The organism is Cupriavidus basilensis (genome assembly GCF_029335485.1).
Classification (GTDB): Bacteria; Pseudomonadota; Gammaproteobacteria; order Burkholderiales; family Burkholderiaceae; genus Cupriavidus; species Cupriavidus basilensis_E.
Map to the genome: position 1 here is coordinate 1 of NZ_JARJLM010000329.1, position 6,241 is coordinate 6,241.

General features: G+C 69.5%; 6 protein-coding genes. All 6 read left to right on the forward strand.

Annotated features, from left to right (window positions below; translation table 11 throughout):
- The coding region (locus P3W85_RS19615; protein WP_276266030.1) for an SfnB family sulfur acquisition oxidoreductase at positions 1-1,140 on the forward strand (1,140 nt) is incomplete at its 5' end.
- A gap of 1 nt (position 1,141) precedes the next feature.
- Positions 1,142-2,392 (forward strand): SfnB family sulfur acquisition oxidoreductase, encoded by a 1,251-nt coding sequence (locus P3W85_RS19620; protein WP_276266031.1) that lies wholly within the window; start codon positions 1,142-1,144, stop codon positions 2,390-2,392.
- Positions 2,392-3,753, forward strand: coding sequence for an LLM class flavin-dependent oxidoreductase (locus P3W85_RS19625; RefSeq protein ID WP_017230309.1), 1,362 nt, complete (start codon positions 2,392-2,394; stop codon positions 3,751-3,753). Before P3W85_RS19620 ends, P3W85_RS19625 begins: the two co-directional genes overlap by 1 nt.
- A gap of 69 nt (positions 3,754-3,822) precedes the next feature.
- Complete coding sequence (locus P3W85_RS19630; protein WP_276266032.1) at positions 3,823-4,632, forward strand: MetQ/NlpA family ABC transporter substrate-binding protein; 810 nt, start codon at positions 3,823-3,825, stop codon at positions 4,630-4,632.
- Between the two features lie 4 nt (positions 4,633-4,636).
- Positions 4,637-5,800, forward strand: a complete 1,164-nt coding sequence (locus P3W85_RS19635; protein WP_276266033.1) for a methionine ABC transporter ATP-binding protein — start codon at positions 4,637-4,639, stop codon at positions 5,798-5,800.
- Positions 5,781-6,241: methionine ABC transporter permease (locus P3W85_RS19640; RefSeq protein ID WP_276266034.1), on the forward strand; the 461-nt coding region annotated here is incomplete at its 3' end. The genes P3W85_RS19635 and P3W85_RS19640, both read left to right, overlap by 20 nt.

The window sequence follows — 6,241 nt, forward strand, 5'->3', positions numbered from 1 at the left end:
CTCGCGGCCGTGTTCGCCAACGGCGCATCCGAACGGGACCGCGAACGCCGCCTGCCGTGGGAGGAACTGGACCGCTGGTCCGAGAGCGGCCTGGGCGGCATCACCGTGCCGCGCGAATACGGCGGCGCCGGGGTGTCCTACGCCACGCTGGCCAAAGTCTTCGCCATCCTGTGCGCCGCCGACCCCGCGCTCGGCCAGATTCCGCAAAACCATTTCGGCCTGCTGGGTGTATTGCGCGAGATCGGCAGCGAATCGCAGAAGCGCCGCTTCTATGGCGAGATACTGAGCGGCGCGCGCCTGGGCAACGCCGGCCCGGAACGCCGCTCAGGGAACAGCCAGACCATCCTGCAAGGCACCACGCGCCTCACCGAAACCGCGCAGGGCCTGCGGCTGAGCGGACAGCGCTTCTACTCCACCGGCGCGCTGTTCGCGCACCGCGTGCCGGCACGCGCGCTCGACGGGCAGGGCCGCAGCGTGCAGGTGTGGACGCCGCGCGAGGTGCGGGGCCTGAGCATCGTCGACGACTGGTCCTCCTTCGGCCAGCGCACCACCGCCAGCGGCAGCGTGGTGTTCGACAACGTGCCGGTCAACCCGGAGGATGTGCTGCCGATCTGGCAGCTGGCCGACCGGCCCGGCCTGTACGGGCCAACCTCGCAGCTGATCCAGGCCGCCATCGACCAGGGCATCGCCGAAGCCGCGCTGGCCGATGCCATCGCCTTCGTGCGCCAGCATGCCCGGCCCTGGATCGACGCCGGCATCGATCATGCCACGCAGGACCCCTACATCATCCAGGACGTCGGCCGCCTGCAGATCGACGTGCACGCCGCGCGCGAAGTGCTGCTCGAAGCCGGCCGCACGCTCGATGCCATCGCCGCCCGGCCGCTGGATGCCGAAGCCAGCGCCCGGGCCTCGGTGGCCGTGGCCGAGGCCAAGGTGCTGACCACCGAAATCGCGCTGGAAGCCAGCCAGAAGCTGTTCGAGCTGGCCGGCTCGTCCGCCACGCGGGCAAAGCACAACCTCGACCGCCACTGGCGCAACGCGCGCACCCACACCCTGCACGACCCGGTGCGCTGGAAAACGCACCTGATCGGCAACTACCACCTTAACCACGTGCTGCCCGCGCGGCACTCCTGGAACTGATATGTCCGTGCTCCTGTCCCCGGTTCCCACCGATAGCCGCCCCGCTCCGGCCGCCCCGCCCGCGCAGCCGCCCCAGTCGATCCGAGACGATGCGGATGCCATCCTGGCCGCGCGCCGGCTGGCGGCGCAGTTCGCGCCCGGGGCAGCGCTGCGCGACCGCGAGCGCCACCTGCCCTGGGCCGAACTGGACGCCTTCAGCGCCAGCGGCCTGTGGGGCATCACGGTGCCGCGCGAGTACGGCGGCGCCGGCGTGTCCAACGTGACGCTGGCCGAGGTCATCGCCATCATCGCCGCCGCCGATGGCTCGCTCGGCCAGATCCCGCAGAACCATTTCTACGCGCTGGAAGTCTTGCGCGTGGGTGGCAGCGACGCGCAGAAGCGGTTCTTCTACGAGCGCGCGCTGGCCGGGGAGCGCTTCGGCAACGCCCTTGCCGAAATCGGCCACAAGGACTTCAAGCGCCGCACCCGCCTCACGCCCGACGGCGACGGCTGGCGCGTGGACGGCAGGAAGTTCTACTGCACCGGCGCACTCTACGCGCACTGGATCCCGACGCTGGCCGTCGCCGAAGAGCACGGGCGCGAGGTCACCTACCTTGCCTTCGTGCCACGCCGCGCGCAGGGCGTGTCCATCGTCGACGACTGGGACGGCTTCGGCCAGCGCGTCACCGGCAGCGGCTCGGTCTCGTTCGATCACGTGCGCGTGCAGGCGGACTGGGTGGTGCCCTTCCTGGCTTCCTTCGAGACACCAACCACGATCGGCCCGGTCGCGCAGATCCTGCACGCCGCCATCGACCTCGGCATCGGGCGCGGGGCATTCGAGGCGACCCTGCCCTTCGTGCGCGAGCGCGCCCGGCCCTGGGTGGATGCCGGCGTGGACCGCGCGGCGCAAGACCCGCTCACCATTCACCAGGTGGGCGACGTCTCGGTACGCCTGCGCGCCGCCGAGGCGCTGGTGCGCCGCGCCGGGCGCATCGTCGATGCCGCCCAGCTTGCTCCCACCGAGCGCAGCGTGGCCGAGGCTTCCATCGCCGTCGCCGAGGCGCGCGTGCTGACCACCACCGCCTCGCTGCTGGCGGGCAGCAAGCTGTTCGAGCTGGGCGGCACCGCCGCCACGCTCGATCACCTGGGCCTGGACCGCTTCTGGCGCAATGCGCGCACCCACACCCTGCACGACCCGGTGCGCTGGAAGTATCACGCCGTGGGCAACTTCTATCTCAACGACCGGCTTCCCAGCCGGCACGGAGCGCTGTAATGGCACGCAAGGAAATTCTGCTCAACGCCTTCAACATGAACTGCGTGGGGCATATCAATCACGGCCTGTGGACGCACCCGCGCGACCGCTCGACCGGCTACAACACGCTGGAATACTGGACCGGGCAGGCACGCACGCTGGAGCGCGGCCTGTTCGACGGGCTGTTTATCGCCGATATCGTCGGCGTCTACGACGTCTACCAGAACAATGTGGACGCGACGCTGCGCGAGTCGATCCAGCTGCCGGTCAACGATCCGCTGCTGCTGGTGCCGGCCATGGCCGCGGTCACGCAGCACCTCGGTTTCGGTGTCACCGTGAACCTGACCTACGAGCAGCCCTACCTGCTGGCGCGCCGCTTCTCCACGCTGGACCACCTGACGCGCGGCCGGGTCGGCTGGAATATCGTCACCGGCTACCTGGACAGCGCCGCGCGCGCCATGGGCCTCGCCGGGCAGATCGCGCACGACGAGCGCTACGACCGCGCGGACGAATACCTGGAAGTCCTCTACCAGCTCTGGGAAGGCAGCTGGGAAGACGGCGCGGTGCGGCGCGACAAGGCCGCGCGCGTGTTCGCCGACCCCGGCAAGGTGCACAAGGTGCGGCACGCCGGCAAGTACTACAACGTCGAAGGCTATCACCTGGCCGAACCCTCCCCGCAGCGCACGCCGGTGCTGTTCCAGGCCGGCAGCTCCGGGCGCGGCCAGCAGTTTGCCGCGCGCCATGCCGAGTGCGTGTTCATCTCGCCGCCGAGCAAGGAGGCCGCGCGCAGCACCGTCAAGGCGCTGCGCGAGCAACTGGTGCTGGCCGGGCGCCGCCCGGACGACATCAGGATCTTTGCCGGCACCGCCGTGGTGCCCGGCCGCACCGCCGCCGAAGCCCGCCAGAAATACGCCGAGTACAAGGACTACGCGAGCCGCGAAGCCGGCCTTGCGCATTTCGCCGCGAGCACCGGCGTGGATTTCGGCAAATACGATCTCGACGCGCCGGTGGATTATGGCGGCGGCAATGCCATCGAGTCCGCCACGCGCACCGCGCAGCAGCATGGCTGGACGCGCCGCAAGCTGCTCGAACTGTTCGAGCTCGGCGGCCGCTATCCCGCCATCGTGGGCGATGCGCGGCAGGTCGCCGACGAGCTGCAATCGTGGGTGGAGGAGACCGGCATCGACGGCTTCAACCTCAGCCGCACCGTAGTGCCGGAAAGCTACGAGGACTTCGTGGACCTGGTGGTACCGGAGTTGCAGAACCGCGGCCTGTACAAGACCGCCTATGCCGAAGGCAGCCTGCGCCGCAAACTGTTTGCCGGGGACGACACCCTGCCGGCGCGGCATGCGGCGGCAGGGTTCCGCCGTGGCCGGGACTGAGCGCCGCTCGCCATACTGAATGCAATGAAACCACTGAAGACACCGAAAGCACAAGAGGCATTGAAGATCATGAAACTGAAACGACTACTCGCTGTTGCCGCCGCCACCTTCGCCATGGCGGCCGCAGCGCATGCGGCGCCGCTGCGGATCGGCGTCACGCCCGGCTCGCTGGCCGACTCCGTCGAAGTCGCCGCCGCCGAAGCGCGCAAAGAGGGGCTGGACGTGAAGGTGGTGGAACTCACCGACTGGACCACGCCAAACGTGGCCCTGGCCGCCGGCGATCTCGACCTCAATTACTTCCAGCACCAGGCCTTCCTCGACAACGCCGTCAGGGAGCGCGGCTATGCGTTCAGGAGCGTCGCCGTCGGCGTGCTGCCCAATATCGGCCTGTACTCCAGCCGCATCAAGCGCTTCGACGAACTCAAGGAAGGCGCGCGCGTCGGCGTGGCCAACGACCCGGTCAACCAGGGCCGTGGCCTGCTGCTGCTGCAGAAGGCCGGACTGATCAAGCTGCGCGACGGCGTGGGCGCGCGCGGCGGGCTCGACGATATCGTCGCCAACCCGAAGAAGCTCGGGTTCGTCGAGATCGAAGGCCCGCAACTGGTGCGCGCGCTTGACGACGTAGACCTGGCGCAAGGCTACCCGGCGCACTTCGTCAATGCCGGCAAACCGCAGATCGCCGGTGCCGGCCTGCTCTACTCTGGCGTGGACGATCTCTACTTCGCCATCCGCTTCGTCAGCCGGCAGGACAACGCCGGCGACCCGCGCATCGCCCGCTTCGTGAGGATCTACCAGACGTCGCCCGCGGTACGGCAGCAACTGGGCAAGTCCTTCGCCAACAACGGCAAACTCTACAGCCTGCCGTGGCTGAAACCGTGACACCATGAACTCGCCAAGCTCCCTCCATCGGCGCGAGCGCGCCGCGCCGGCGCCTTTCGCCGGCGACCGTGCCACCGGGCACGCGGTAGCGCAAGCCGCGCAGCGGCCCGGTCCGTCCGGCGCCGGGTCGGTTTCCTTCGAGCACCTGGGCAAGGTCTTCCACTCGCCGGCGGGCGACGTGCATGCGCTGCGGGATATCGGCGTGGAGATTCCGGCCGGGCGCATCTTCGGCATCATCGGGCGCAGCGGCGCCGGCAAGTCCAGCCTGCTGCGGACCATCAACCGGCTGGAGCGGCCCACCACCGGCCGCGTGCTGGTGGACGGCAACGACATCGGTGCGCTCGACGAACGCGGCCTGGTCAGCCTGCGGCGGCGCATCGGCATGATCTTCCAGCATTTCAACCTGCTGTCCGCCAAGACGGTCTGGGACAACGTGGCCCTGCCGCTGAAGGTGGCGGGCGTGCCGCGCGCGGAAATCGCCCAGCGGGTGGAAGCGCTGCTGGCGCTGGTCGGGCTGGAAGCCAAGCACCGCGCCTATCCCGGCCGGCTCTCCGGCGGCCAGAAGCAGCGCGTTGGCATCGCCCGCGCGCTGGTGCACCGGCCGGAGATCCTGCTGTGCGACGAAGCCACCTCGGCGCTCGACCCGGAAACCACGCAGTCCATCCTGGCGCTGCTGCGCGACATCAACCACCGCTTCGGGCTGACCATCGTACTGATCACGCACGAGATGCGGGTGATCCGCGAGATCTGCGACAACGTGCTGGTGCTGGAAGGGGGCCGGGTGGCCGAGCATGGCCCGGTGTGGCAGGTATTCGGCAATCCCCGCCATGACGCCACGCGCGCGCTGCTGCAGCCGCTCCAGGCCGGCTTGCCCGATGACCTGGCACGCCTGCTGCAGCCCACGCCGCCCGCGCATGGCGCGTTCGAGCAACTGATCGAACTGCACTACACGGGCAGCGGCGACGCGGCGCCCGAGCTGGCCCGCATCGCCACGGCGCTCGGCGGCCAGGCGCGGCTGCTGCATGCCGGCCTGGATCGCATCCAGGGCCACACGCAGGGCCGCCTGCTGCTGGCCGCTGCCGGCGCCGGCCTGTCGGCCGAGACGCTGGCCTCGCATCGACTATCCCAACACGCCAAGGTCCTCGGTTATGTCCCCGCTCACGATTGAACGTATCTGGCAAGGCTTGTTCGACACCCTCACCATGGTGGGAGCGTCCGCGCTGATCGCGGTGGCGGTCGGCATCCCGCTGGCGTTGGTGCTGGTGTTGTCGGCGCCGGGCGGCGTGCTGGCATCGCCGCGCATCCATCGCGTGCTGGGCAGCATCGTCAATGGCTTTCGCGCCACGCCATTTATCGTGCTGCTGGTGGCGCTGCTGCCGTTCACGCGGCTGGTGGTGGGCGCCACCATCGGCGTGTGGGCTGCGGTGGTGCCGCTCGCGATCAGCGCCACGCCGTTCTTTGCCCGCATTGCCGAGATCAGCCTGCGCGAAGTGGATCGGGGGCTGGTGGAGGCGGCGCAGGCCATGGGGTGCCGGCGCTGGCACATCGTCTGGCATGTGCTGTTGCCGGAAGCGCTGCCGGGCATTGTCGGCGGCTTTACCATTACCGT